This is a genomic window from Flavisolibacter nicotianae, from assembly GCF_003628535.1.
In the GTDB taxonomy this organism is placed as follows: domain Bacteria; phylum Bacteroidota; class Bacteroidia; order Chitinophagales; family Chitinophagaceae; genus Flavisolibacter; species Flavisolibacter nicotianae.
The window spans coordinates 87,997-113,489 of the sequence record NZ_RBCI01000015.1 but is presented as its reverse complement, the minus strand read 5'-3'; the positions used below and the strand labels follow the sequence as shown (position 1 = coordinate 113,489).

The following is a 25,493-nucleotide window of genomic DNA, read 5'->3' as shown; positions in this document are numbered from 1 at the left end:
TTTCAGCAAACCTGCCATGCGGCTACAGTCTTATTTGCAATCGTCAGTTGAAATCCTAGCGCAGTACAGCGGGGATATTCCGTTTGCCGCCTGGCTGAAAAACCATTTTCGCCAGCACAAAAAATTTGGATCCAAAGACCGGCGGCTGATCGCAGACCTTTGTTTTTGTTATTTCCGCCTGGGCAACGCTTTTGCCTGGCAGGAAAGGGGAGAACGAATGCTGGCAGCCCAGTTGCTCTGCCATCGCAACAGTGCATTTGTTAGGGAATGCAAGCCCGAATGGCAGGCGGTCTCCGATCAATCTTTACAGGAAAAACTTCAATTTCTGGGCGCTTCGATCGACGACACGATCTTTCCTTTTCCGGATGAACTAAGTCCGGCAATTGACCAGGAGGCCTTCCGGCTTTCTTTTTTACAACAGCCCGACCTGTTTCTGCGCATTCGGCCGGGAAAAGAGAAAGCAGTCCACCAAAAATTACAAACTGCCGGTATTGCTTTTTCCGGGGACGGTTCCTGCCTGCGGATGGCCAACACGACAAAGGTGGATGAAATCATTCGCCTGGATGAAGAAGCCGTCGTACAGGATATCAGTTCGCAGCAGGTTTTGCAACCGCTTCAGCAACAGGTACCCAGCCTTCCTTCACCGGCCACTGCGTGGGACTGCTGTGCGGCCAGCGGAGGAAAAACCATCCTCCTGCACGACACCTTTCCCCGCCTCCGGATCACGGCCAGCGACATCCGCGAAAGCATTCTTTTCAACCTGCGCAACCGCCTGAAACGGGCCGGCGTTGCAGCCGACCGCACCTTTGTTGCCGATGTTTCATCGCCGCGGTTTTCCCTGCGGCAAAAATTCGACATCATCCTTTGCGACGCGCCTTGCAGCGGCTCGGGTACGTGGGGACGAACGCCGGAACAGCTTTCATTTTTCCCAAATGAAAAAATTGACACCTACGCCGACCTGCAAAAACGTATAGCCCTGAACGCAAGTAAATACCTGCAACCCAAAGGCTATTTCCTTTACATCACCTGTTCTGTTTTCCGGAAAGAAAATGAATCTGTCGTGGCCTACCTGCAACAACACGCAGGACTGCAGGTGCTCTCGCAGCAGTATTTTACCGGCTATGAAAAAAAAGGCGACACGCTGTTTGCTGCCTTGTTTACAACTTCATGAATTCTTTTGTGGCAATGCGTTTCTCTCCGTTGTATGCGGCCACGTAATAGCTTCCCTTAGCCAGTTGGCGTAGCGGGAGTTCAAAAGTCGCTGTTCCCGACAATTTCGACGTGTGCACAACCTGCACGATGGCTCCTTTGCTGTCGACCAGGCGAAGCGTGAGTTGCGGGATGGGATAGGTGGTCGTGAGCCGGCAGCGAATCTGGTCGATGGCGGGGTTGGGGGATACCACGAATTCTTCCGCACTGACCGGAACATTGGTGACCGGCGTGGTGATGCAACTGCTGGCCAAAACAACGGAAACCGTATCGATGTAATCCGCGCCCTGCGCTACACTAGACGCCGTATCTGCCCACTGCCGGATGCGGTAGGTAAGGGTGCCGGCCTGTATGTTGATCAGACTGTCGGTAAACTGGTAGTGCTGTGTTCCAAAGATCGTTCCGGCGGCTGCTTTTTCGCCGATTTTGGAAAAGGCTGTCTCTCCCGGTGCTTTGCGTTCAATTTCGTACCGCATGCCCTTGGCGTCCTTGCTGGTCCAGGCCAGCGAGGTTTTGCAGGCCGACGTGGTGGCGGTGGCCGAAGAAAAATCTTTCAGCAAAAGCAGCGTGGCTTTTACCATGTCGGGAATGCCGTAGCCTGTTGTGTCGTTGGGTGTTGTTACCCGGTCGCCGGCCTGCTGGATCGCTTTCACGATGCGCATGTTGTTGAACTCCCGGAAGCCCTGCCAGAGGCAGGTTGCAAGGCCTGCCATGTTGGGACAGGAAAACGAAGTGCCGTTGTTGGTGCCGATTGTATTCGACGCCGTTTGTACCACCGCGTTCACGCCAACCGATGCAACATCCGGCTTCACCTGCCCATCGGCTGAAGGACCGCGGCTGGAAAATGAACCGGGTATCCCGGAGGCACTCACCGCACCGACTGCCAGTACACTGTCTCCGTCGGCCGGCGTAACGATCTTCCCCCAGCTACCGGCGCCTTCATTGCCTGCGGAGTTCAGCACCAAAATTCCTTTTTTGGCTGCCAGGTCGGCGCCGATGGCTGCCATGGTCGTATTGCCGTTCAGGTCTGCATAGGTATGATTGAATGACGCATCATCGAAGGTGTTGTAGCCAAGCGAAGACGAAATCACGTCGCCGCCGGCACTGTCTACCCGTTCGGCCGCACACACCCAGTTGTGCTCTTCGATCGGGTATTCCGACGCGGCGTCTTCGCTGCGAAACAGGTAAAAACCGGCCTTGGGCGCCGATCCTACAAATTGTCCGGGCACGTTGGCCGCGATCACCGAAAAACATTGCATGCCGTGTGTATGGTCTTCGATTACGCTGTTGTCTTTGGCCACAAAATCGTAGACCCCCAGCACCTGGCCATTCTGGTTTACGCTGTCAAATGCTTTCAGCGTCGTGTAGTGATAAAAGCCGGCGTCGATCATGCCAATGACCATACCCTGGCCGCGCAGGCCAATGTTGTGCAGGAACTCGCCGTTGTGAATATGGATTTGCGGAAAGGACGAACCGTAATTGAAATAATCAGCTGCAGGCTTGAAATGGCGTGCTTTTTTCAGTTTTCGATTGGAGAAGCGTTTTGCCTGTATGCCTTCTTTTCCACTGTCCCCGACCCGCTTTGCGGCAATCGGCGCTGTTCTTTCCACAAAGGCAAACGAGGCAATTTTTGCCAGTGCCGCTGCATCGTTGGTTTGAATGGAAACCTGGTTCAGCCACCGCGAAACATTCAGGATGGTGACCGCGCCGGCGAGGCGAACACTGTCGATATAGCGCGATGTCACAGGCAGGTCGGTGCTGTCGATGGCAATGTTGTACGTTGTTCTGCGGTCGATGGCCCGTTGCGAAAGGTAGGGTAACGGGTTGGCAATGGCATAAGGCGTGGTTGCCTTGTTTTTGAACCGGACAATGTACCGGCCGTACGATTGGGCATTGCTTGCGGCTGCTGTCAGGATCAGCAGCGAAACCAGGAATTGTTTCATGTGTTAATTGTGATCGATCAGGGAACGTTTTACGCCAAAGCCGGTTTTGTAACCATTGCCGCCACTGGTGGTATTGGGCTGGTATTCCCACATGGTCAGCTCCTGGTAAACCAGGCCGAGTCCTTTTGCATATTTGTCCACGGCGTAGTTCATATATCCATAGGCCGACGGTTGTGTCACGGGGGCATTGACGCTTTCATCTGCCTCCTGCACGGTGAGCACGTCGTTGTAGGTCTGGCCGTTCAGTGTCAGGGTTTCGCCGGTACCGGTATAGGTATAATCCCAGTCCGCCATGTTATCGTCATTGCTAAACCCGTAAAATGCGCTATACGGATCGGCCGGCAAGTAGCGGTTGCCCTTCCAGGTTTTGTCCTGGCTAATGGGCGACGTCAGCTTTACAAAGCGCAGGTTGTTTTCCACCACTTCCACGCTGGCGGTTCCCGGCACAATCGCATAGGAACCGGCTGCCTGCCATCCTTCAGTACCTGCTGCATCGCGGAGATAGCGGAACACACGGTAGGCGGGACGTCCTGCGGCGTCGGTGATGGATTGGTCCACCAGGTGTTTTTCCTGGTAGGAACGGACCGTTGTTACCGTTCCAAAACTGGTAAACAAAGTGGAGTCAAGCCGGTAAATCCTGTATTTGCCCGTTTGTGCAGGCAGGTAGTCGGAAACTGCTTCAGACTGAAGGCTTTCGCTTTCTTTTTTACAACTGGCAAGTAAAAACAAGGCAAGAAGGGGGAGCAGTCGGGTTGTTTTCATCAATGCAGACGTATTCATGGAGATTGGTTGCCATTAAATAGAGGCGGCACTAAAGTAGAGAAAAACTGAATAGGTAGAGAGCGGGACAAGAATATTGGGATATTAGATAGTGGGTATGCATTATGACTGCCTCATGAAAATCCATTCAATATCTTACTATCTCAATATCCCAATATCTACTACCAGCTACCTAACCGCGCTGAATAATGCCACCGCCGATCACATCGTCGCCTTCGTAAAAGACGGCGCTTTGACCCGGAGCGATGCCTTTGGCTTTCTCGAAAAAGCGAACGGATACATCGCCGATTCCCGATGGTGTCAGTACGGAAAAGGAGCCTTTGTCTTTGTAGCGGATTTTGGTCAGCGCCTCCATTGGCTCCTGCAAGCCATCGTATTTGATCCAGTTGATTTTTGCCACCCGCATGTCTTCTTTTTCCAGGTCTTCTTCATCGCCCAAAACAACTGTGTTGGTATCAGGATTGATGGCTGTTACATAAACCGGTTTGCCAAACGTAATGTCAAGGCCTTTGCGCTGACCGATGGTATAGAAGGGGTAGCCTTTGTGCTGTCCCAGGATGTTTCCTTCCTTGTCCACGAACGATCCGCCGGCAACCTGCTCTTCCAATCCTTCTACCTTGCGTTTCAGGAAGCCGCGGTAGTCGTTGTCGGGAACAAAGCAAATCTCGTAGCTCTCGCTTTTTTTGGCCAGTTCGGGGTAGCCGAAATCCTCGGCCATCTGGCGAATCTCCGTTTTTCTGTAAGGGCCCAGCGGCAGCAGCGTACGCGAAAGCAGGTCCTGTTGCAGGCCCCACAGCACGTAGCTCTGGTCTTTGGTTTCGTCAACGCCCTTGCTGATCACGAAGCGGCCGTTGTCGTGCTGGCGCACCTGCGCATAGTGGCCGGTAGCGATGAACTCGCAACCGAGTGCGTCGGCACGTTTCAGCAAAGCCCGCCATTTGATGTGCGTGTTGCACAGCACACAGGGATTTGGCGTGCGGCCGGCCAGGTATTCATCAACAAAATTTTCCACGACAAAAGAGCCAAACTCTTCGCGGATGTCGAGAATGTAGTGCGGAAAGCCGTGCTGTACTGCCGCCATGCGGGCATCGTTAAACGAGTCGAGGTTGCAACAACCGGTTTCCTTTTTCGAACCGCCACTGGCCGCGTAATCCCATGTTTTCATGGTGATGCCCACAACCTCGTAGCCCTGCTGGTGAAGCATCAAAGCTGTCACCGTGCTATCGATACCGCCGCTCATGGCTACCAAAACTTTTCCTTTCCTGCTCATAATGAAGAGGGCAAAGATACAACCGGTTAAAATCTGCATTTGTTAAGAAAACCCCTCTCAAAAAATGGCAATTGCCGGTGTAGCAGGGAGAGCAGAAAACGCAGTCTTTTCCCGGTCTTAGGGTGTTCCTGCCGCGTTGTCTTTACAGGCTGGAAGGCAGGGTTGCGCCCCGGATTTGGGGAGACGTGACAGGGGGGTGCGGTCACCAGTGCTTGCCGGGCAGGCAGCAATTGCCGCAGCGAAAGCACGTGCAGGAAAACCGCCGCCGAGGCCAGGAAAACGATCAGGATTCCCGGGAAATACAGAGGGAGGTAAAGAGTCTCGTACACCCTGAACACCGACGGCAGCGACCGAATGGCAATGGAGAAGATGTTGAGCAGGGAAAGCAATCCCAGGACGTTGAAAACAATCCCGGCGAATCGGGCCAGCCGCCATTTTTTCCAGAACAGGAAGGCCACCGGAAGCGCCAGCACGCCGATGAAAAGATCGAAGTTCCGGCCGTGGAAAGAAAGGACTTCCGGGATCAATCCTTCCCGGGCAAATTGCAGGAACACGAGTTCGATGAAAAGCCGGTAAACATGTACGCCGATCAAAAATGCCGGGGGTACAAGCGAAAGGAACGATAGCGCACTACGACGGTTTGCCCCCGACAGGAGCACAACCACCAGCAACATCGGCAAAAAGATGACAAGAAAGCGCGGTGGCATGGTGGCCACCCTGAAAAAACCAAGGGCCGCCAAAACGGTAATGGCAGCGGCATAAACGGCATACACGAGTACAAACCGTGTCACCGGTTTTTGAAACCGGTTTTTTTCTTCCGGCGATGCAGCCCTGACCGTCTTCTTCCAAAGACGGAAAAGGAAAACCAAAAGGCCGGCAGTGAGGAAAACCAGCGAAAGGTTGGACAAGGAAAAAGGATGAAGAGGCATAAGAAGCTGTCTTTGTTGCCGACAAAATTGGCAACGGCAGCAACGAATTCTCTTGCCATTTGACAAGAAATCAGCGCTGCACAAATTCTTTGCGAATGCGGCTAAGAGAGGTATCGGTCACACCCAGAAAGGAGGCAATGTATTTCAGTGGCACATGCCGGAAGATGTCCGGCTGGGAGTGCAGAAGTGCAGCATAGCGTTGCTCCGCTGTTTTATTGATCATGGAAAGGGTGCGAACCTTCAGCGACACCAGGGTCCTGACCAGGATGGCCCGGCCGGTTTCGCGGAAAGCCGGCAACGCATGAAAAATTGCATTGAGTTCGTCGTAGGTGATCTTCCAGGCATTGCAATCCGTCAGGGCCTGGATCGATTCGGGGGAGGGAATGTGCTGGAAAAAAGAAGCGGCTTCAAAAACAACGTTGCCCGGTGTATAAAAATTCGTGGTCACTTCCGATCCTTCCGTGTCGAAAAGATAGGAGCGCATGATACCTTCTTCCAGGAAAAGATACTCATGGCTGCGCTTTCCTTCTTCCAGGAAAAACGCGCCTTTTTTGTAGCTGGCCGGGTGGAAATGGGCCGCAATCTCCCTCGCAATGGCTTCGCTGGAAGGATGCACGGACTGGAAAAAGCGGATTAGCGCAGATGGATCGGCCTGTTGCATGGCGGAAAAATGGCGATGCATAAAGATACAGTACCATTCGGTTTGTTGGTCAGCAGGCATTTAGCTGTCCTGTTTGCGTATTGTCCTGGTCCTGCGGCGAGGGAAATTTGTAGAAGACGTAACCGTGCGGAGGCGGGCACAAACCAGCCAGGAAGAAAGCAGGCAAACCAGCGCCAGGAGAATCAATTTCTGGAAATCCGCCAGTGAACTTTGCACCACCAGGTAACCTGCGGCAACCAGGAGAACAGGATGCAGGAAACAAAGTGCGTAACCGCCACTACCGGCAGTCAGCAGCCAGCGAAGACCGAGACGGACCGGCCGGTTGGTGAGAATGGTTTTGCCAAAACTGTTCCTGTATTCCATTTTTCAAAAACCTTTTCGAGTTATTGCAACATGTGACGCAGAAGAAGAACGGAATGTTACAGCCCTGCATCAAAAAAGGAAAAGCCTGCTCCGGAAAAGCAGGCTTTTGAAACAAACGGACCATTCCTTATTGCTTAGGAAAGCACGGCAAAACCAACCGCTTTCGGTCCGTATTGAGGGAAGAGGGTAGAGCTGTTCAGGATCACACGGGTGTTGGCAAGCAGGCTGACCGTGTACCCGCAGGGATCCAACTTGGCCGTGTTGAGCGACCACACCGCGTTGCTATCGCCGGTATCGGCCAGCGCATTGTAGCTGCGGCCCGTCGGTGCCGGAACGGTGCTGTGCGTATGGGATGAAGGCTCCAGTTGGAGGCTCCACGAACCAAAATAGGGATGCACGGCCCGCAGGTGACCATTGATGGTTGGATTGGTCTTGTCGTAGCTGTGGCAATCGCCGCCATCGATCACTTCATCAAGGTCGGAGCCGATGTCCACGGTGGCATTGGCCGTTGGGCTGACCGTCATGGGTTTGTTGTTGACGATCATGGAAAATTCATCGCCCACCTGTTCCAATCCGAATTCGTCGGTGTAGAGCAGCTTGATGGTATAGGTGCCATCGGTAAGCCCGCCCGTGTTCCACCAGGCCAGGTGGTTGTCTTCGTTGTAAAGACCGATGCCCGCATTTTGTTTGTACACGAACCAGCCGTCGGGGGAATTTTGGATGTCGTTGAATTCGGTGAAGGTGCCGAAATCAAACATCTGGATGGTTTCATTCGTGGAGACCGTGGCATAATCGGTATCGGCGGCGCCGAATTTTTTGTACATCAGTTTGTACTTGATCGTGCCGTTAAACCCGTTGCGGTCGATGATGCCTTGGAACCGTACGGCGCCACCCCATGGCCGGTTGTTGTGGATGGTAGGGAACACGTTGGTGTAGTTGTACAGGTAGTGCAGGGGATCGATATCGTCGCGGTCTACACCGCCAACGAAGGTCAGTTTGCTTTTTACGCCGGTGCCTGTTCCTGGACGGATCTGCACTATGGAGTCCACGCGGTTGCCCCAGAAGTTGAGTGCATTGGGATTGGTGGTGGAAGGCAGGGCTTCCCACGAAAGCACGGCTCGCACTTTTATGCGGTTGGGGTTGGCGCATTTGCGCAGGTGACGGCTGACATCCACCGGCAACGCCACATTGTAATAAAGGCCGTCGGCCGGGATGTTCGAAATGTCGTGCACTTCCACGCTGGCGGTTCCGAGGTATTCGTCAAAATTGCCGTCGTTGTCCCAGTCGGCCCAGAAAGCCACATGTTCCATCGATCCTTTCTGGCACATGTTGCCGTTAAAGCCGCTCGGCTTTTTCACATGAATAACGGCACCCAGTGTATCGATGGCCGTGTTCATGCCTATGCAGCGTACTTCTTCGAACGATACATCGGCCTTGTTGTCGTCCTTGGCCAGGAGGTCTGCAAGGTTGTCGAGGTTCACCTGCAGTTTGGTGATGTCGTTGATGTTGAACGTGGTGGCCTTGAGGAAGGTTTGGTTGCCCGAAACCAGCGAACCGACGGTGCTGTAAAACATGCGGTGGTCGGGCACTTCAGCCGCCCTGTAGGCTTTGTAAAGGCTTTCTACGGGTGGTGGCTGCGGCGGTTGCAGGGTGATGGGCTCCTGCTGTGGCAGCAGTTGAAGCAGGTCGATGTTGGGCTTTAGCTTCAGCAGTTCAAAAATCTCTTTCCAGAAGATGAAGGTTTTGCGCTGCAGTTGAACGGAAACATCTTTTACGTTCCCGTAGGCCGGCACATAATTCGGGTTGGACGGCGGGATCACATTCCAGGCAAGAACCCCTCTCACGGTCGGGATCACGGCTTTACTGCAGTCGAGGAATTTGCGGTACTTCTCGTCGTCGATTTTGAGCTGCGACATGTACATAACGGGGTGCTGGGCTTCGGGAGGATTGTCCATGAAGTCGCAGGCCGAAAAGCCCGTGTAGCCCATGTCCTGGAAGCCGGAGCCGTCTTTGAAATCGACAAAGAACCGGATATATTCTTTCGAAGTGGGGTTGCAGAGCGTGCCGCCGTAACCCGTCGATTGCTTGAGGCTCACGATCCCCTCGATCCGCTTTTCCTTTGGGTTGAAGCCGACACAGGTCAGCTCTTCCCAAAACGTATTGCTCTGTGCGACCTGGGGAACAAAGATCTGCTTGAAGAGAAATTTTTTGCGTGAGAGGATCAATTCATCCAGCGTTTCCTGCGTTGGCGTGGCAACTGACGGTTTAACTGTTTCCATACTTTTTCTTTTAGAGGTGAACAATGGTGTTGTGCGAGAATTAAGTAGCTGAAACGTTTTCCTTTTTGCGTGCCGGATCAATGTCGTTTTGCAGCGGTACAATGCCGCAACCGGGCTGTTTTCGCAAGGCGGGTTCTGTAAAATGATGGCGGTTGCGATTCAACAAATCCGTTGCAATCTCCAGCTCCGGCGGCGGCCGGTGCCAGGAGAAAAGCCTTTTTTGTTTTCGGTTGAGCCTGCGCTTTCGAAAGAGATTGCTGCCGTTTCCTGTTGCCTGTTTTTTTTAGGGGATCACTCACATACCAGTTACCGGATTTCAAAGGGGCAGAGCTGCATTGCTGCGAAAAATGCGTGCAGGTTGTTTTGGCGGGAAGTCGTTTTGATTGCAATCCTAATTTACTTCATTTGAAGGAATAACCAATAGCCGGGCCTCCTTGCTTTTCAAGAAAAAGCGTGGTGAAACAAGGGGAAGGCAGGTTTGAAATTCTGCTGCCGGAATTCAATCGTGTGTGCCTCTCCGCGGCAGGAGTGACAAGCTTTGAAGGTTTCACCTTTATGTGGAGAAGACGGCCCTTATCGTTCGCTTTTTCTCAGGCGGCTTCGGCGGCATTTGGCTCGTTGATGAGTTTTTTGATCAGCGAGATCTGCCCGAGGTGGTAGTGGGTATGCTCGATAATGCCGTGGAGGTTGCGGTAGTAATTGCCGTATTTGCCGTCTCCAAAATCGGCCAGCAGTTTTGCGTCGTCCATCCGTTCGATCTCCGCGGCAAAACGTTCGGCTTCCGTCATGGTCTTGTTCACCAGGGCCTGCCAGTCTTCTTCCGACGCGATGGGCGGCAGGTTGAAGCTGAACTTGTCGCTGGCATCGAGTGGGCTTCCCTGTAAGACCTGCAAAACAGCCTGCACATAGTAGTTGATGTGGAAGACGAGAGCTGCAATCGTGTTCAGGTTCTGAACCTTTGTGGTGGCCTGCTGCCAGTCGACGCCGGCCAGCGTGTCTTTCAGGTTCACGTCCGTCCAGTTACCGCCGAAGTGCACCTCGCGGAAATGTTTTGCCAGTTGTTGTGCGAAAGTCATACGTGGAAAATACAAAATTTCCCTGGCGACAGGATAACGGTGACAATTATTGAGAGAATGATGTCGGCCTGTGCCTGTTCCCGAATTGAAAAAATGGTTTGCATCCGGTTGCGGTTCTACTCTTTTTCTATCGCAGCTGTGCATACGCCTTTAATTCCGCTTATTGAATTGTCTGTTCAACTGCCATTTGAAATTTCGTAACCAAACGTTCACCCATCCAGCTTTCAAACGGTCACCAGGTTCGCGAATGGAAAAACATGTTGTAAAAGGTACCTCTTCTTGTTTTTATTGGTTAAATTGTCGTAAGTCCCTGCTGATATTCTTCCATTTTCATCCTGCCTATTTCTACGCTCCGGTGTCCTACGGATTCTTGTTGGGATCGTGACCTGCGCTTTGGCGCAAGACAGTCTCTTATTTATTCACCATAAAATCTGGAGGTCTATTATGAACAACAAGTTTTTTAGCTGCCTGGTTCTTTGTCTGGCATCTGTCATTTTCGGCTGCACCAAAGACAACACGATGTCCGCTGACCAAACGCAAAGAAGCGGGACAAATTCCGCAAAAAAAGGCGGGGAGGCAGCGTTGAAGAATACCGGCGGTGCAACGCAGGTATCGGGTGTTGGCTTTTACGCAGCAACGGGTGAATGTGAACCGCTGGTGGAAGGAGCCGCCTATGCCGTTAAAATGACCGGGGATTTGCAAGGTTGCCTGTATGTGTTTATCGACGAATTCGGGTGTTCGCCGAGTGGCACCTACCGGGAGTCGGGGCGGGAATATTTCGTAGGCACCTACCAGGGAAAGACGGGTACGTTCCGGACGGATTACAAATTTGAAGCGAAATTTGAGGGCTGCGCCGAAAACGGTGCGCCTTTGGGCGCCGAAATCTTTGGCCGTTGTCAACACCCAATCGCAAAGGGCAGTGGCACGGGTGATTTCGAAGGCGTCACAGGACAGTTGAACTTTAAGGACGATGTTGAAGCCGGAAACTTTCCCTATACAGGCCACCTGCAGTTCTGAGGCTCACGTAAACCGGTGTAGGATATTTGAACAGCAGGTAACGGCTTGCTCCGTGCAGGATTTCTATACCGCGATGGCTTCGCTGCCAGCGAAGCCATTGTTGTTTTCGAGTTTGACCTGCCGAACAGGATTGGCTTGTTCGGATTACCTGCTGAATGCAGTGTTGTTTGTTCAGCTCCAATTGCTGCGTGTATTTGTAAATCGTTGCCTGTGCTTTGGCAAGTGAGCATGTTGCCTGCAGTCATTCGCCTTATTTTCTTAAAATCTTCTCCATTGCCTTCCCTTTTGCCAGTTCATCAATCAGCTTGTCCAGATAACGGATCTTTTGCATCAGCTTGTCATCGATGTCTTCCACGCGATGGCCACAAATAACACCGGTGATTTTGGAAGCATTGGGATTGATTTGCGGCGCCTGTGCAAAAAAAGTTTCCAAATCACTTTTGCTGTCGATTTGTTGCTGCAGGCTTTGTTGATCATATCCTGTCAGCCAAAAAAGAATGGTGTCTACTTCTTCCCTGGTGCGTCCTTTTGCTTCTGCTTTTTTGATATACAGGGGATAGACACTTGCAAACAGGAGCGCATAGACTCTTTCTTTCTTCATGTTCGTTGGGATTGTTTGGCAAACTTAATTTCTTGTCGTCAACGGTGAAAACTGACTGCAGTGGCGGCATACATTGAACATCCAGCCTTGGGCCGCCACTAATGATCGATGCATTCGCCAACCGTTTATTCATCGCCCCAAGCATAACAGTAAACCAGTGTTGTCTGCATCTGCTTTCTGTTTTTAGACAGGTTGTGTCAATTCTTTCAATAGCCAAGTAAGTTGTGTTCTAGCTGAACTAATTACCTTGCTAAAACTTAATAACTGAATTCCTTTGCCAATAAAATCTTTATCAATTCTATTGTCAACTTTCCCACCTGCTACAATAATTTCCATCGGCACTTTTCCCAAATATTGAAATAGGTCATCACGATACTTCTCCGCTTGATTTTCGTCGTCTCTGGAAATGGTATGAGATGGTCGTTTGAATTCAATCAAAAGATACTTGCCATTCTGGCCTTCTGAGAGAAGGAGGTCTGGTCTCCTATTAGCTCGGTCACCCTGAAACTCTTTATCACAATACTTTTTTACAATGCTTTTCAAAGTTTCATTTGAGCTCATAAGAGAGTAATTATTGCCGAACACCCAAAGATTGTGTTCAAGAGTTTTATGAACATCCTTTTCCTGAACTTCCATGTTATTTGTAAGTCGGTCAAAGTAGTCTAGAAATCGGTTTCTACTTTGGGCTTGTCTGGCTATCAGAGACATTTCCAATATTCCAAAGTCTGAAAGTGCTTCGGCAAAACTTGAGATATCGCTGTCCATACAATCATCAATATTTGCAAGCACCTCAAAGTAGTCGTCTTTCTCGAATGCGTCAAGTACGACCGATATTATCGTGTCAGCTTTTTCATTGCTTTCATAAAAACGTTTAAGCACTTTATCTAAAGCTGTTTGTGCAAACTTTCGCCTGTGCTCTGGAAGTTTTGAAAGTTCTAGATTGATTTTCTTAGCAAGTCGAGCTTTCTGTGCGTTTACTTGTTGGTAAAACTCTGCTTTGAGTTGGTCCTCTATTTTAGGTTTGATAATTTCTTGAACTTTTTGAAATGCTGTACTATTTTCTATGATAGCACCCCAGTCTGCAGTAACATCATCTTTTAATCCATTTACTTCTATTTCTGCATAAACATGCTTGGTTAACTTTCGAGGAATTTCTTCATTGTCTTCTAAACCAAAACTTTCAGGCCTGCCAATTATTTTTCCATCAACTCTTATTGCAACACCGGAGTGCTTAATCGGCTTTTCGCTTACAGTGCATTTGAACTTTACTTCTCCAACTTCAGGAATATTTAGAATTTCTATAAGGGTACTGCCTGGAATATTTTCAACATCAGTTTGCTCACCATTAACAAAAACTCTAAAATCATTCTGTCTGCCAAATTCTAAAACGAGGATTTGTTTAAGTCGTTCAGAATTAGGAAAGCTGAAATTTTGATGTAACTGTGTTAATTTAATTTCTGTACCGTGGATATTTTCATCAAATGTTTCGGATGTAATTATCAAATCAACATCTTCCAAATCTCTTTTCGACTTTAATATTTCTTCTTTATTTATTGATACTGTTGTTTTAGTGCCTCTTGCAATAGTAGTCAAGGTCATTAAATTGCCAACTGTCAATCCAGCAAATTTTCCAATGCCTTTCTTACCCTTAACTTGACGATTTTTTGAAGGAGTTCTTTCCCCTTTCCTTGAAGTTCGGCTATTAGCAATAAAGAGATATTCATTTCTTAACTCCTTTTCAGTCATACCAGAACCATCATCTTTTATAATAATTGGGTCAAGTGTAAATGGCTCAGGAAGTGTTATCCACACATTTTCTGCATCAGCGTCCCATGAATTATCAACTAGTTCTTTCAGTGCATATTCTGTCGAGCGGTAGCTCTCTCCTAGAATTGAGGTTAAACGAGTGTCAACCTTGAGGTTCGCTTTACTCATTTTAGTCAGTTAGTATGATTGTACAATTTTGTTAGCGTTACTGCCAACAGTTGTATTAATGAATACCGAAATATACAAAACATTTCTAAGTGAATAGAAGCGTTTGCAACTGACCGATGTCACCTGTTTTTCTTCACGCGGCTATACCTCACCGGCATAAACCTTGCGACGTCTTTCACGATCAGCCAATAAAAAAACCACCCTTTTGCAAGAGTGGTTTTTTGTTGGTTTCGGCTTTTCTTAAAAAGCGCCTTTGGCTGCAGCTTTCTGCATCGGGTTGGTGCCGGTGGATTGCCCGCGGCCGGCGCCCTGTTTCATTTTAAACACCTGCAGGCGGCTGGGTTCCGCTGCCACGCTGCCCCAGCTATTGTTGCTTTCGTCGATGTCGGCTGTTTCCCGCATGGGGTCGAGACGGATCGCTGTTACCTGCTTGTCCTTGGCAAAAAACTTCGTCACGTTATTTTCGTTGTGGCGCCATACCTGGGCCGGGATGCGGTCCACTTCCTTGCTGCCATCCTTGTAGGTCCATTCAACGATGATGGGCATGGGCAGTCCGCCCTTGTTGCTGAAGCTTAACTCGTAGAAAAACTTGTTCTGCAGTTTTTCTCTTGTAGCGGCGTCCAGCTTTTCGGCCCGTGTGGGCACGGTGATGGAGAACACGGAAGAATCGTAGGGAATAATGCCACGGTCGTACTTCCAGTAAAAATCACGCAGGCTGGTATCCACGTCGGTCTGGAAGCGGATGTTCGGATCCTGCAGGTTACGCAGGCGGGAAATGTCGGTGGGCACATTCACCATCGGCGCTGCCAGTTTCGCCGTTTCGGTTCTTTCCTTCAGGCTGGCGGGGATTTCTGCATCCAGGTCGGCTTTGGCCACTTTCACGGAGTCGAGCGAAATGTCCACCACGTCGGTGCTGTAGAACCATCCTCTCCAGAACCAGTCGAGGTCCTCACCGCTGGCGTCTTCCATGGTGCGGAAGAAATCGGCCGGTGTAGGATGCTTAAAGGCCCAGCGGCGTGCATAGGTCTTAAAGGCATAGTCGAACAGCTTGCGGCCCATGATGGTCTCGCGGAGAATGTTCAGGCCTGTTGCCGGTTTTGCATAGGCATTCGGACCAAACTGCTCGATGTTTTCGGAGTTGGTCATGATGGGTTCCAGCTTGTCTTTGGGCAGCTTCATGTAGTCGACGATGTTGTAGGCCGGTCCGCGGCGGGAGGGGAAATTGTTGTCCCACAACTGTTCGGTCAGGAACTGCACAAAGGTATTCAGACCCTCGTCCATCCAGGTCCACTGGCGTTCGTCGCTGTTGATGATCATCGGGAAGAAGTTGTGTCCCACTTCGTGAATGATCACACCCAGCATACCGTACTTGGTCGCCTCGGTATAGGTGCCGTCTTTTTCGGTACGGCCGTAGTTGAAGCAGATCATCGGGTACTCCATGCCGTTGGCGGCTTCCACGCTCTGCGCCACGGGATAGGGGTAAGGAATGGTGAAATCAGAATAGGTTTTGATGGTATGGGCCACGGCCTTGGTGGAGAACTTGCGGTAGAGGCCATAGGCTTCCTTGCCGTAGAACGACATGCACATCACCTTTTTGCCTTCAATGTTGGCCGGCATGGCGTCCCACACGAATTTGCGGCTCGATGTCCAGGCAAAGTCGCGAACACTGTCGGCTTTGAATATCCAGGTTTTGGTGGCGGTGGCCCTGGCCTTTTCCGCCGCCTGTGCTTCGGCCAGCGTGACGATCTCCACGGGTTCTTTGGCTGTCTGCGCTTTTTGCCAGCGGCTGTACTGGGCCGGCGACAACACCTGCTGGTAGTTCTGTCCAACGCCGGTTGAACCCACCACGTGGTCGGCCGGTACGGTCATCTGCACTTTAAAATTTCCGAAGGTGAGGGCAAACTCGCCACGACCCGTAAACTGGTGGTTCTGCCAGCCCTGGAAATCGCTGTACACGCAAAGGCGGGGATACCATTGCGACATCGTGAAGAGGTAGTTGCCGTCCTGCGGAAAATATTCGTAACCGCCACGGCCACCCTGCACCATGCGGTCGGTGATGCGGTAGTTCCACTCGCAGCGGAAGGTAAACACGCCACCGGGTTTCAGCGGCTGGGGCAACTCTACCCGCATCATGGTTTTGTTCACGGTGTAGCGGAGCGGCTTGCCGGCCGCATCGGTCAGCTTCACGATATTCACGCCGAAACCGTTGTCGCCCTTTTCCTCCATGCTCAGGAGTTCCTGCGCATCGGCCCTTTTGGGCATCGTGTTGCTGCTGGGGTAACCGGCGTTGTTCACGGAGCTGTGCTCGTTCTCGTCGAGCTGCAGCCAGAGGTAGGCGAGGGGGTCGCCGGAGTTGTTGTGATAGGTGACGGTTTCGGCGCCGGTCAGCTTCAGGGCTTTTTCATCCAGTGTGGCCTTGATGTCGTAGTCGGCCCGCTGCTGCCAGTACTTCGGACCGGGAGCACCGCTGGCCGTACGGTATTCGTTCGGTGTGGGCAGGATGGTGCCCAACTGCTCGAACTTGTTCCCGTGGTTCGAGGTTGAATTGTTGCTGATGTTTTGCGCCGACCCGGCTGCGGCAAGGGCCATGCCGGCCAGGAGGAAAAATGTGCTTTTCTTGTTTGCCTTCATCATGTGCGATTTTGGAGCGTTTCGTTTTTGTGTTTATTGATCGGACTAAAAATTGTTTCACCGATGCACTGTTGTTGAACGGAGTCCCCCCTCTGGCGGGATAAACTCTGCCACTGCCGGTCAATCGGAGCGGTGTTGCCGTTTCACAACAGGCAATTTGTAAAAATCGTTGTTTCTTTCTTTTTGGGCAGAATGTTTTGGCGGGCAGTCGCTTTTTCTTTACCGGGCCAGCGCTGCAGCGCCATTTCCAGGGCGATGCTGAAGACCGCCGCCGAAAGAAAGATCACCCAGTGCCGGCGATCGATTTTCAGCAGGCCGATAAAAAACTGCGAAAGCAGCAAAAGTAAGAGAACAATCAGGATTTGGCCGCATTCCAAACCCACGCTGAAACTAAACATAGACAGGGCAAAGCTTTGATCGGTTGCAAGGATCATCCGCAGGGTGTTGGCAAAGGCAAGACCGTGAATGAGCCCGAAGAAAAGTGCCAGCGCATAGTTGATCCGGATGGACCGGGGTGTAAAACGCGTTTGAAACAGGTTGGAAATCGCGGTGACAACAATGGTGCAGGGGATCAGGAATTCCACCAGGCTGTCGGCAACCACGACCCACTCCTTCGTGCTCAGCACCAGCGTAACGGTGTGACCGATGGTAAAGGCCGTAACAAGCAGGAGCACCTGTTTCCAGTCTTTCAGCATATAGATGGCCGCCAGGGCGGCGATGAACAGGATATGGTCCAGGGCTTCGATGGTGATGATGTGTTGCCATCCCAGCCCGAAGTAAAAGCGAAAATCATTCATGAAATAAAGATGACGGATGATGGTTGACAGGCGACAGCCGGTGTGCACCGTCACCTGTCAGTTGCCATCAAGATTTAACCTTTCAATGAAAGGGGCGGGCCAAAATAAAGCAGAAATTTGTTTGCACACGCCAAATGAAACATGATGGGATTTTTCTTGCACCTTTTGTCCTTTGCCCTTTTGCTGCCGTTCGGCCCTGCGAAAACGAATACAGCCATTGCCGCGCCGCCGCACCCGTTCTATATTTCCGTTACGGAGGTCAGCCACAATGCCGCCGCCAAATCGCTGGAGGTTAGTTGTAAATTTTTTGCCGACGATTTTGAGCAGACACTCGAAAAAGCGTATGCTGCACACCTGGATATTGGCGCTGCCAAAGACAAAGCCTCGTTCGATCGCTTCATTCCCGACTATATTAACAAACACCTGCAGTTGCTGGCCGACGGCCGGCCGGTAAAGCTGGCCTATATCGGGTACGAAAAGGAAAAGGAATCGGCCTATGCTTATTTTGAAGTGACCAACATTCCATCCGTCAAACAGCTCGACGCCGTGAACACGCTGCTCCACGATTTTCAAACGGAACAAATCAATATCATGCATGTAACCGTGAATGGCAAACGCCAAAGCACCAAGCTGGATTACCCGGCCAGCAAGGCAGGCTTCCGTTTTTGAGACGGGCATTCACCGTTGCATGTGCTTCAAACTTTCAACGCATGGATCAACCGAAACCCATTAAACGAAGCAAGGAGCTGGTACCGCTTTCCAAGGATCACCACGAAGGATTGTTGTTTGCCTGGAAGATCAAACAGGGGCTCCGCAAAGGGACCGACCACCGGCTGATTGCCGATTTTATCCGCTGGTTCTGGAAGGCCGAACTGCAGGAACATTTTCGCAAAGAGGAAGAAGTGCTGGCGCCGCACCTGCAGGAAAACGATGCGCTGGTGGCCCAAATGATCGACGAGCACCAGGAATTGGAAGCCCTTGTCCGGCTTTGCGAAATGGTCGCCGACGAGGACATTTTTTTGCAGCTTGCCAATGGATTGGATAAGCACATCCGCTTTGAGGAGCGAACATTTTTCCCGCATGCCGAAAAGCTCATTCCCCCGGTGGCAATGGAAAGCATTTACACCGAACTGGTGAAAACGAGGCCGCACACGGCCTGGGAAAATCAGTTCTGGCTGGCAGATAAATAAATGCACTCCGGCACCCGTAAAATCAAACTTTCTGCAGCAACTGGATCAGGTTGCCGCAGGTGTCTTCGATCATGGCGATCACGACGGGGCCGATGTTTGCAGGCTGCGAGCGGAACACGACACCAAGGCCTTCGAGTCGTTCCTTTTCTTTCGCCATGTCTTCCACCTGGAACGACGTGTAAGGGATGCCGGCATTGTACAGGGCTTGCTGGTAGGTTTTGGAGGGAGCAAATCCCATGGGCTCGAGCAGCAGTTCCACGCCTTCCGTTTCGTCCGGCGACACCACAGTGAGCCAGCGGTATTCACCGGCAGGGACATCCGTTTTTTTGACGAATCCCAGTTTCTCCGTGTAAAACTGCAGGGCCTTTTCCTGGTCGTCGACCGGTACACTGGTAATGCGAATTTTCATGGTTGTTGATTTGACTTAAAGGTAGCGGTTTGCAAAACACATGAGCGGGTTCTTTCAAACCTACCCCTGCGCCGTTTCAGGCAATGTCTTCTCCTTGTTGCTCCCCTCCCTGGAAGGAGCGCCTAACGGTTGTCTGCACCCGCGGAGAGCAGGGACGGGTTTCGCATAAAAAGATCAAGGCACTTACCACCTGGCCACGATCTTAAAATTCACCAGGCGTGGTGTCAACCGGTTGGGCAGGGTAAAAATGTTGTTGGAAAAATCTTTGATCAACTGGTAAGAGATGGTATTCGACCGGTCGATGAGGTTAAAGATCTCGAGGCTTGCCCAGATGTTATCGAAATTGCGAAAGGGCGAGTGGCTGCGGCGGTTGCTTTTTTCGCTGTCCATCAGCAGGGCGCTGAAGCCAATGTCCACGCGGATGTAGGGATCGATGCGCAGGGCATTGCGGTAACGAACACTGCCCGGGATGTTGTACGGCAGGTTGGTGCCGTAGAGCGAATTGATATAAACCTTGAAATTCTTGTTGGTGGCCAGGTAGTCCTGGAAAAACATTCCGAATGTGATCGTGCGGTCGGTGGGCCGGCGAAACCAGCCGCCTTCCACCGTGCTGCTGTCCACGGGACGGTTCAGCGAATCGGTTTTGTAAACCGTGTATACATCGCCGGTAAGGTTTTCCCGTGTGCGCATCAGGCCCAGGCTCACCCAGCTTTCCGCGTCCTTTACCAGTTCGCCAAAAAGGCGCATCTCCACACCCGTCGCATACGCCTTTGCGTTGTTTTCGCCAAAATAGCGAAGCCGCACGTTGTCGATATCGTACGGAACCACGTTCGTCATGTGTTTGTAATAGGCTTCGGTGGTGAGGCGGAGCGGCCGGTTGAACGCGGCAAAGTTGTAATCAAAGCCAACCACGCCCTGCCAGCTTCGCTGGGCTTTGAGGGCAGTGTTCACGCTGCCGTCGTAGCGGCGCAGTTCGCGGTAGAACGGCGGTTGGTGATAAGCGCCGCCGGCCAGGCGAAAAACCATGTCTTTTTTCGAAGCGGGTTTCCACGAAAAACCCACGCGGGGCGAAAGCAGCCATTCTTTGTTCAGGTCATTGTAATTGAACCGCAGGCCACCCTGCAAAGTGTACGTGCCCTTATGACCGTTCCAAACCATGTTGTCCTGCACATACCCGTTGAATTTATTGACCTGGATTTCGGCGGCCGATTTCCATACCTTGTTCAATTGCAAAAAGCCCGGGTTGTAGGGTAGAGAATAGCCGGCCGAATCCTGATATTCCCATTCATTCAAACGATCGTTGATCAGCGTCCGGTCGTAGCCAAGTCCCCATTGAAACAGGTGATTGTTTTTCGAAAAACTTCCTTTGTGCGAAACGTTGTAGTCGACGATGTTCAGCCGGTTGCGGGCAAAATTCTGGTAAAGACCCGCGCCGAGCGGGTTCACGATCAGCCCAAACGAAGAGGAGGTTTTATCAAAATTGCGGTCGCCGAAAAGATAGGCACCTGTGATGTCGATATTTTCTTCCTCGTTGTTTTCAAACCGCGAAACCAGCCATTTGAGTTTGAGGTTTTGCGTGGCCTGGAAAGTCGTGGCCAGTCCCAGCATGCCGGTGTTGTACCGGTCCTTTTCGCGGCCGTCGAAATAAATGTCCACGCCGAGGTTGGCCGTAAAGAAAGGCGAAAAAACGCTGGAGGTGAGCTGGCTGCTTTGCGGCACCAGCGAAAAGCGGGTGGCCGATACGTTGCCGAGCAGTTCTGCATTCCACCTGTCGCTGAACCGGTAGGTCAGGAGGCCCTGCACATCGGAGGAGGAAGGGACATAGGAGCCCACCGTTTCTTGGCTGCTGAGCAGGTTGCGGTTGCTGCGGTTGCGGGCACCAACAAGGTAGGTGAACCGGCCGTTGGCACCTTCGAGATGCACGCCCTGCTCCAAAAGACTGACATAGGCCGAGCCGCCAAATTTTTTTGGCGTGTTGTACTGGATGTCGAGCACCGAACTCATTTTGTCGCCATAGCGGGCCGAAAAGCCGCCGTTGTAAAAGCTGATGTTGCGGACAAGCTGCGGGTTGATAAAACTTAACCCTTCCTGCTGGCCGCTGCGCACCAGGTAGGGACGGTAGATCTCAAAATCGTTTACGTACACCAGGTTTTCGTCGTAGCTGCCGCCCCGCACATTGTACTGCGAGGTCAGTTCGTTGTTGGAGCCGACGAAAACTTTCAGCGCACTTTCCACGCCCATCACTGGCGAGGGCAGATTGATGATGGATTTGGGGTTGGGACGAATCAGGCCGACTTCAGTGCGTTCCCGTTGGTCGCGGATCACCACTTCTTCCAATGCACCGGCGCCGGGCTCGAGGCGCACCGTGACGGTTTCCTGTTCGCCTTCGGCCAGTAAAAAGTTTTGCTGCGTTGTTTTATAGCCCGAAAACGAAAACACCAACGCAAAGGCTTTGTCGGCCGGTACCCGCAGGCTGAAGGTGCCGGAGTCGGTGGTGCGAACGCCGCTTTGTTGTCCCAGGATAACGACGGAAACATTGGCCAGCGCCGATTCGTTTTCATCCATCACTTTCCCGCTAACCGTAGCGCTCTTTTTTTGTGCAAAGCAAAGTGCAGACAGGACCAGGAAAAAGAAAAGCAGCTGTAGACGGATCGGGTTCAAGTGCGTGGTTTTGGGGCTAAAATAAGCGATTGAGGGCAACGCTGCTATTTTGTGACCCGCCCGATCTTCAGGAACAGGGGGAAACGAAATGTTCTCGGCCCTGCTGTTTTCCAGGCTTCGGCCAAAGGCTTCTCGAGAAGGGGAAGGGGAGAGGCGCAGTTTTGCTCCACGTAATGCTGCACGGCCGACCAGGTAGAAATATAACCCAGCACATCTTCTTTCGACCACGTCTTTTCAATGGCAAACTCTTTCGGCGGCAGGGGTAAAAAATCGAAAGCCACGGTGGCATAGGCGTTCTCTACATGGCGGCGCTCTTTGTCCCAGTACGGATACATCACGTCGAAATAAAAATCCCGGATGGCCCGATCGATTTGTTGGTCGTCGCAACGCAGGATGTTGTAGGCCCATACCGCTACGACGGCACCGGGTTTGCCCACCCGTGTGGCTTCGCGGTGAAAGGCTTCCCAGTTGAGCCAGTGGTAGGCCGTGGCAACGGTAATCAGGTCAAAGCTGTCTGCGGCAAACGGCGTGTTTTCGGCCGTTGCCACCTGGTAGTGAACGTTGGGAAGAGGAATGGCTCTTTTCAGTTGTTCGGCGCTGCTGTCGGTTGCGTCAACACGATGGAACCAGGCTGCCAGCGCCGATGCGGCCTGTCCGTTGCCGGTGGCGCAATCCCAGGCGGCCTCTCTCTCTCCGACGAACTGCAGGATGTAGTCGTACAGTTCTTTTGGGTAGGTTGGCCGGTATTTGGCATACGAGTCTGCGCCGGCAGAAAACAGGTCCGTTGCCTTTCCGCCAGCGGCGGAAGCACCGGGCTCCAATGGATTTTTATGACTTTCCTTCTCTTCCATGTCGGTCAATGAAACAAAGGGTTAGAGTCAGGGCTTAGGCCACCGCCTTGCGGGGCGCCACAGCCTTTAATTGCCGGATGGTTTCCATGGGATCAGGCGAGGAAAAAACCGTGTTGCCGGCCACCAGCACATCGGCGCCGGCTTCCACCAGGTGGGGAGCGTTTTCCAGGGTCACGCCGCCATCGATCTGGATTTTAACCGGCAGCCCTCTTTCGTCGATGGCGCGGCGCAGTTCGCGGATCTTTTCGTAGGTGTGAGGAATAAAGGCCTGTCCGCCAAAGCCCGGGTTGACACTCATCAGCAACACCATGTCCACATCTTCGAGAATATCGTTCAGCAGCAAAACCGGCGTGTGGGGATTGATGACGACACCGGCCTGCATACCCAGCGATTTTATCTGCTGGATGTTTCGGTGCAGGTGCCGGCAGGTTTCGTAATGAACCGTAAGACCATCGGCGCCGGCTTTTTTAAAATCCTCTGCAAACTTCTCCGGCTCCTCGATCATCAGGTGAACGTCGATGAATTTGCGGCAGGCTTTGCGCACCGCTTTCAGCACCGGCAGGCCAAAGGAAATATTGGGCACAAAGCGTCCGTCCATCACATCAAAATGAAGCCAGTCCGCTTCGCTTTCGTTGACCAGGTGGCATTCATCTTCCAGTCTCAAAAAATTGGCAGCAAGAAGTGAGGGCGCAATAATGGGCATGTGGTGTTTTTTAATCGGCGGCAAGTTAGGAAGAAAGTTTACGCGTTCACGGGTTCACCCGTTCACACGTGGGATTCATCTTGCTTAAAGCCATCCTAACTCGCGAACAAGTGAACATGTGAACTATTGAATCTTCTCCGCCGCCTGCCGGGCTTCGGTCATGTTTTTGTCCAGCGCATAGGCTCGTTCGTAGTTCATTTTTGCATCGGCCTTATTGCCGGTTGCTTCCTGCGTTTTAGCAACCCAGAAATAAAACTCCGCGGCACCGGGAGCCAGCTTTTGCCCCGTGGCAAAGGAGCGCAAGGCCTGTTCGTATTTTTTTTGTCCGAACAACAACTGGCCTTTGTCCAACCAGGTGTCCAGAAAATTGTAATCGGCCACGGTTGACGAATCGTAAAACCGCAGGGCCTCTTTTGCATGGCCGGTGTTGCGGTAATAGGTTGCCTTGATGTACCAGGCGCGGGCAACGGTTTCCGTCTTGTCGTATTTAACAAGCGTGTCGGTCAGTGCAAGCGCTTTCGGGCTTTTGGCGTCGGCATATTCGTAGGCCAGGTTATAGGCCGTTTCCTTGTCGCGGGGCTGCAGGGCATAGGCTTTTTCCAAAAGTGCAAGGGCATCGTCGGTCCTGCCCTGCGCTTTATAGATGTCGGCCTTGATGCCGATGGCGTCCAGCTGGCCCGGGAACTTTTGCAGCATGGCATCCGCAATGGCGAGGGCTTTGTCATAGTCTTTTTTCTCCTGGTAATTCCTGGCCAGGCTGACCTGGGCCGTCAGGCTATCCATGGTTTTTACTTCCGGCGATTGTGTGCCGGCAGGCTTGTCTTCGTTGCTGCTGCACGACAAAAGAAAAACGACTACGGGGGCGAGAAAGGCGGATTTGCGAAGCATTGTTCAAAACTATGAACTGGACGCCTCAGAAAATGAAGAACTGTGGGCAAGCGGCAGCATGCAACGATATTTTTGCATTGCTTTGGCAAGTAAAACCGCTGCAATGAAAATCCTGCTTGCTGCTTTCCCTGTCCTTTGTTCTATTCTTTGTTCTGTTTCCTCGCCGGTTGTTCACGTCAGGCCGGGACAAACCGATACGGTTCACTACCCGGAAGAAACGCATTTCCGCAACGTGCAGCAATTGACATTTGGCGGCGACAATGCCGAAGCGTATTGGAGCTACGACGGCAAAAGCCTTGTGTTCCAGCGTACATCCGTAAAAGACGGCATTCCCTGCGACCAGATCTTTTACGGCAAGGTGCCGGCGCCGGGGGAGCCTTTTGTTTACAAGCGGATCAGCAGCGGGAAGGGGCGCACGACCTGCCCGTTTTTCACGAAAGACAACCGGCACATCATCTATGCCTCCACGCATGAAAACGCCGACACCTGTCCGCCACTGCCGGACCGCAGTCGTTACGGCAACAAATACATCTGGCCCGTGTACAGCAGCTATGATATTTACATGGCCGACCTGGAGGGAAAGATCGTGCGCAAGCTGACCGATACACCCGGCTATGATGCGGAGGCTACACTTTCGCCGGACGGAAAGAAGATGCTGTTTACCTCGATGCGAAACGGCGACCTTGACCTGTACGTGATGGACCTGCAAAACGGGAAGGTGGTGCAGGTAACCAACACGCCTGGCTACGACGGGGGCGCCTGGTTTAGCCGCGACGGCAAAAAAATCCTCTGGCGGGCCAGCCGGCCACAATCGGAAGCCGAGCTGACTGAGTACAAAGCGCTGTTGAAGGATGGCCTGGTGGCGCCTACGCAAATGGAACTGTTTATTGCCAATGCCGACGGCAGCGATGCCCGGCAAATCACTTCGCTGGGACAGGCCAACTGGGCACCCAATTTTTTACCCGATGGCAATGTGATCTTTTGCAGCAACCACGAATACAAGCGGGGCTTTCCGTTCAACATGTACACGTTGCATGCCGAAGGCACACACCTGCAAAAGATCAGTCACGACAAAAGCTTTGATGCCTTCCCGATGTTCAGTCCCGATGGAAAAAGAATTGTTTTCTGCAGTAACCGCAACAACGGCGGCACGAGGGATACCAATATTTTCGTGGCCGATTATAACGAATAGCAGGATAGTAGAATATTGCGATATTTTCTGTTACCAATATCATACTATCTCCATATCGCAATAGCTGGCATTGAAGACTGCAGAAGCGAAGATGACCCGTTTTTTTGC

22 protein-coding genes are annotated in these 25,493 nt (G+C 51.9%); 5 read left to right on the top strand and 17 right to left on the bottom strand.

All coding sequences use genetic code 11. From position 1 onward, the window contains the following. Positions 1-16: 16 nt before the first annotated feature. Positions 17-1,171: an RsmB/NOP family class I SAM-dependent RNA methyltransferase gene (locus D6024_RS24175; protein ID WP_162944998.1), complete on the top strand. Its 1,155-nt coding sequence runs from the start codon at positions 17-19 to the stop codon at positions 1,169-1,171. Here D6024_RS24175 and D6024_RS24170 read toward each other — a convergent pair. The 8 genes from D6024_RS24170 to D6024_RS24130 form a co-directional block, all read right to left on the bottom strand. Continuing rightward, the gene (locus tag D6024_RS24170) at positions 1,158-3,152 is read right to left on the bottom strand and encodes a S8 family serine peptidase (RefSeq protein ID WP_121357390.1); all 1,995 of its coding nucleotides are present in this window, start codon (positions 3,150-3,152) and stop codon (positions 1,158-1,160) included. The genes D6024_RS24175 and D6024_RS24170 overlap by 14 nt on opposite strands. A gap of 3 nt (positions 3,153-3,155) precedes the next feature. Beyond that, positions 3,156-3,932, bottom strand: a complete 777-nt coding sequence (locus D6024_RS24165; protein WP_121357389.1) for a hypothetical protein — start codon at positions 3,930-3,932, stop codon at positions 3,156-3,158. 172 nt (positions 3,933-4,104) lie between these two features. After that, positions 4,105-5,202 (bottom strand): tRNA 2-thiouridine(34) synthase MnmA, encoded by a 1,098-nt coding sequence (mnmA, locus tag D6024_RS24160; protein WP_121357405.1) that lies wholly within the window; start codon positions 5,200-5,202, stop codon positions 4,105-4,107. 26 nt (positions 5,203-5,228) lie between these two features. Further along, positions 5,229-6,131, bottom strand: coding sequence for a hypothetical protein (locus tag D6024_RS24155; protein ID WP_162944997.1), 903 nt, complete (start codon positions 6,129-6,131; stop codon positions 5,229-5,231). 70 nt (positions 6,132-6,201) lie between these two features. Next, positions 6,202-6,852, bottom strand: coding sequence for a Crp/Fnr family transcriptional regulator (locus tag D6024_RS24150; protein ID WP_205573363.1), 651 nt, complete (start codon positions 6,850-6,852; stop codon positions 6,202-6,204). Then, positions 6,853-7,155 (bottom strand): hypothetical protein, encoded by a 303-nt coding sequence (locus D6024_RS24145; RefSeq protein ID WP_121357387.1) that lies wholly within the window; start codon positions 7,153-7,155, stop codon positions 6,853-6,855. It lies immediately after the preceding gene. Positions 7,156-7,289: 134 nt separating this feature from the next. After that, the gene (locus tag D6024_RS24140) at positions 7,290-9,434 is read right to left on the bottom strand and encodes a hypothetical protein (RefSeq protein ID WP_121357386.1); all 2,145 of its coding nucleotides are present in this window, start codon (positions 9,432-9,434) and stop codon (positions 7,290-7,292) included. A 590-nt stretch (positions 9,435-10,024) separates the two neighbouring features. After that, the gene (locus D6024_RS24130) at positions 10,025-10,510 is read right to left on the bottom strand and encodes a DinB family protein (protein WP_121357384.1); all 486 of its coding nucleotides are present in this window, start codon (positions 10,508-10,510) and stop codon (positions 10,025-10,027) included. Positions 10,511-10,954: 444 nt separating this feature from the next. Here D6024_RS24130 and D6024_RS24125 point away from each other — a divergent pair, with 444 nt between their 5' ends. Continuing rightward, positions 10,955-11,527, top strand: coding sequence for a hypothetical protein (locus D6024_RS24125; RefSeq protein ID WP_121357383.1), 573 nt, complete (start codon positions 10,955-10,957; stop codon positions 11,525-11,527). A gap of 250 nt (positions 11,528-11,777) precedes the next feature. On the opposite strand, the gene D6024_RS24120 is transcribed toward D6024_RS24125, so the two are convergent. The 4 genes from D6024_RS24120 to D6024_RS24105 all read right to left on the bottom strand — a co-directional run bounded on the left by D6024_RS24120 (position 11,778) and on the right by D6024_RS24105 (position 17,491). Next, positions 11,778-12,128: a DUF2200 domain-containing protein gene (locus tag D6024_RS24120; protein ID WP_121357382.1), complete on the bottom strand. Its 351-nt coding sequence runs from the start codon at positions 12,126-12,128 to the stop codon at positions 11,778-11,780. Positions 12,129-12,311: 183 nt separating this feature from the next. Further along, complete coding sequence (locus D6024_RS24115; protein WP_121357381.1) at positions 12,312-14,063, bottom strand: Shedu anti-phage system protein SduA domain-containing protein; 1,752 nt, start codon at positions 14,061-14,063, stop codon at positions 12,312-12,314. 240 nt (positions 14,064-14,303) lie between these two features. After that, the gene (locus D6024_RS24110) at positions 14,304-16,697 is read right to left on the bottom strand and encodes a M1 family metallopeptidase (RefSeq protein ID WP_240410146.1); all 2,394 of its coding nucleotides are present in this window, start codon (positions 16,695-16,697) and stop codon (positions 14,304-14,306) included. A 140-nt stretch (positions 16,698-16,837) separates the two neighbouring features. Further along, positions 16,838-17,491, bottom strand: a complete 654-nt coding sequence (locus D6024_RS24105; RefSeq protein ID WP_121357380.1) for a HupE/UreJ family protein — start codon at positions 17,489-17,491, stop codon at positions 16,838-16,840. A gap of 141 nt (positions 17,492-17,632) precedes the next feature. Here D6024_RS24105 and D6024_RS24100 point away from each other — a divergent pair, with 141 nt between their 5' ends. Further along, positions 17,633-18,160, top strand: a complete 528-nt coding sequence (locus D6024_RS24100; protein ID WP_162944996.1) for a DUF6702 family protein — start codon at positions 17,633-17,635, stop codon at positions 18,158-18,160. Between the two features lie 41 nt (positions 18,161-18,201). Then, positions 18,202-18,681: a hemerythrin domain-containing protein gene (locus D6024_RS24095; RefSeq protein WP_121357378.1), complete on the top strand. Its 480-nt coding sequence runs from the start codon at positions 18,202-18,204 to the stop codon at positions 18,679-18,681. 22 nt (positions 18,682-18,703) lie between these two features. On the opposite strand, the gene D6024_RS24090 is transcribed toward D6024_RS24095, so the two are convergent. From D6024_RS24090 to D6024_RS24070, 5 genes are all read right to left on the bottom strand, one after another. Next, the gene (locus tag D6024_RS24090; protein WP_121357377.1) at positions 18,704-19,090 is read right to left on the bottom strand and encodes a VOC family protein; all 387 of its coding nucleotides are present in this window, start codon (positions 19,088-19,090) and stop codon (positions 18,704-18,706) included. A 183-nt stretch (positions 19,091-19,273) separates the two neighbouring features. Beyond that, positions 19,274-21,751: a carboxypeptidase-like regulatory domain-containing protein gene (locus D6024_RS24085; RefSeq protein WP_240410145.1), complete on the bottom strand. Its 2,478-nt coding sequence runs from the start codon at positions 21,749-21,751 to the stop codon at positions 19,274-19,276. Between the two features lie 44 nt (positions 21,752-21,795). Next, the gene (locus tag D6024_RS24080) at positions 21,796-22,602 is read right to left on the bottom strand and encodes a class I SAM-dependent methyltransferase (RefSeq protein ID WP_121357401.1); all 807 of its coding nucleotides are present in this window, start codon (positions 22,600-22,602) and stop codon (positions 21,796-21,798) included. Positions 22,603-22,636: 34 nt separating this feature from the next. Beyond that, the gene (rpe, locus tag D6024_RS24075) at positions 22,637-23,305 is read right to left on the bottom strand and encodes a ribulose-phosphate 3-epimerase (RefSeq protein WP_121357376.1); all 669 of its coding nucleotides are present in this window, start codon (positions 23,303-23,305) and stop codon (positions 22,637-22,639) included. A gap of 123 nt (positions 23,306-23,428) precedes the next feature. Next, entirely contained in the window at positions 23,429-24,193 is a 765-nt protein-coding gene (locus D6024_RS24070) for a tetratricopeptide repeat protein (protein ID WP_121357375.1), read from the bottom strand. A 103-nt stretch (positions 24,194-24,296) separates the two neighbouring features. On the opposite strand from D6024_RS24070, the gene D6024_RS24065 reads away from it, so the two are divergent. After that, the gene (locus tag D6024_RS24065; protein ID WP_121357374.1) at positions 24,297-25,385 is read left to right on the top strand and encodes a TolB family protein; all 1,089 of its coding nucleotides are present in this window, start codon (positions 24,297-24,299) and stop codon (positions 25,383-25,385) included. Positions 25,386-25,493 lie beyond the last annotated feature (108 nt).

What these genes read in the sequence shown, in the direction of transcription:
- D6024_RS24175 (WP_162944998.1), top strand. Translation starts at nt 17, where the DNA reads ATGCGGCTACAGTCTTATTTGCAATCGTCAGTTGAAATCCTAGCGCAG.
- D6024_RS24170 (WP_121357390.1), bottom strand. Translation starts at nt 3,152, where the DNA reads ATGAAACAATTCCTGGTTTCGCTGCTGATCCTGACAGCAGCCGCAAGC.
- D6024_RS24165 (WP_121357389.1), bottom strand. Translation starts at nt 3,932, where the DNA reads ATGAATACGTCTGCATTGATGAAAACAACCCGACTGCTCCCCCTTCTT.
- mnmA (WP_121357405.1), bottom strand. Translation starts at nt 5,202, where the DNA reads ATGAGCAGGAAAGGAAAAGTTTTGGTAGCCATGAGCGGCGGTATCGAT.
- D6024_RS24155 (WP_162944997.1), bottom strand. Translation starts at nt 6,131, where the DNA reads ATGCCTCTTCATCCTTTTTCCTTGTCCAACCTTTCGCTGGTTTTCCTC.
- D6024_RS24150 (WP_205573363.1), bottom strand. Translation starts at nt 6,852, where the DNA reads ATGCCTGCTGACCAACAAACCGAATGGTACTGTATCTTTATGCATCGC.
- D6024_RS24145 (WP_121357387.1), bottom strand. Translation starts at nt 7,155, where the DNA reads ATGGAATACAGGAACAGTTTTGGCAAAACCATTCTCACCAACCGGCCG.
- D6024_RS24140 (WP_121357386.1), bottom strand. Translation starts at nt 9,434, where the DNA reads ATGGAAACAGTTAAACCGTCAGTTGCCACGCCAACGCAGGAAACGCTG.
- D6024_RS24130 (WP_121357384.1), bottom strand. Translation starts at nt 10,510, where the DNA reads ATGACTTTCGCACAACAACTGGCAAAACATTTCCGCGAGGTGCACTTC.
- D6024_RS24125 (WP_121357383.1), top strand. Translation starts at nt 10,955, where the DNA reads ATGAACAACAAGTTTTTTAGCTGCCTGGTTCTTTGTCTGGCATCTGTC.
- D6024_RS24120 (WP_121357382.1), bottom strand. Translation starts at nt 12,128, where the DNA reads ATGAAGAAAGAAAGAGTCTATGCGCTCCTGTTTGCAAGTGTCTATCCC.
- D6024_RS24115 (WP_121357381.1), bottom strand. Translation starts at nt 14,063, where the DNA reads ATGAGTAAAGCGAACCTCAAGGTTGACACTCGTTTAACCTCAATTCTA.
- D6024_RS24110 (WP_240410146.1), bottom strand. Translation starts at nt 16,697, where the DNA reads ATGATGAAGGCAAACAAGAAAAGCACATTTTTCCTCCTGGCCGGCATG.
- D6024_RS24105 (WP_121357380.1), bottom strand. Translation starts at nt 17,491, where the DNA reads ATGAATGATTTTCGCTTTTACTTCGGGCTGGGATGGCAACACATCATC.
- D6024_RS24100 (WP_162944996.1), top strand. Translation starts at nt 17,633, where the DNA reads ATGATGGGATTTTTCTTGCACCTTTTGTCCTTTGCCCTTTTGCTGCCG.
- D6024_RS24095 (WP_121357378.1), top strand. Translation starts at nt 18,202, where the DNA reads ATGGATCAACCGAAACCCATTAAACGAAGCAAGGAGCTGGTACCGCTT.
- D6024_RS24090 (WP_121357377.1), bottom strand. Translation starts at nt 19,090, where the DNA reads ATGAAAATTCGCATTACCAGTGTACCGGTCGACGACCAGGAAAAGGCC.
- D6024_RS24080 (WP_121357401.1), bottom strand. Translation starts at nt 22,602, where the DNA reads ATGGAAGAGAAGGAAAGTCATAAAAATCCATTGGAGCCCGGTGCTTCC.
- rpe (WP_121357376.1), bottom strand. Translation starts at nt 23,305, where the DNA reads ATGCCCATTATTGCGCCCTCACTTCTTGCTGCCAATTTTTTGAGACTG.
- D6024_RS24070 (WP_121357375.1), bottom strand. Translation starts at nt 24,193, where the DNA reads ATGCTTCGCAAATCCGCCTTTCTCGCCCCCGTAGTCGTTTTTCTTTTG.
- D6024_RS24065 (WP_121357374.1), top strand. Translation starts at nt 24,297, where the DNA reads ATGAAAATCCTGCTTGCTGCTTTCCCTGTCCTTTGTTCTATTCTTTGT.